This is a genomic window from Arthrobacter sp. 10T419, assembly GCF_056394105.1.
Genome location: NZ_JBFTHF010000069.1, coordinates 1 through 387, shown reverse-complemented (window position 1 = coordinate 387; position 387 = coordinate 1). Strand labels below are relative to the sequence as shown.

1 protein-coding gene is annotated in these 387 nt (G+C 59.9%); it reads left to right on the top strand.

Features of this window, described 5'->3' with window-relative positions; translation table 11 throughout:
* On the top strand, positions 1-387 hold a 387-nt coding region (locus AC1DBD_RS17910), incomplete at both ends, for a hypothetical protein (protein WP_476982737.1).

Below are 387 nucleotides of genomic sequence, written 5' to 3'. Positions count from 1 at the left end.
ACTTACGGCTACGTCAGCTTTCGCGACGCGGACGGCCAGGAATTGTTCTCCTATGACTTCATCGGCGACCTGACCGTGACCGCCATGGTCCGCACGTTTCCGCTGTCCCGCTACGGTGGCGAGCAGTTCTACTCGTTCAAGGAGGAACTGGGTCAGCGCTACACCATCGAGAACAGGATGCAGGGCGTCACGTGGAACGGGTTGGCCAATACGATGCTGGACCTGCCCGGCAACGGCGTGGTGATGACGGCCACGGCATCGGAAATCTCTCAAACGCCGTCCGTGCGGGGCAACATGTTCACGTGGAATCTGCTCGGTAATGCGGATCAGCCGGTCGCCACGCTGGAACTGGACCTGGTGATCAATGTGCTGAGACTGACGCTACAC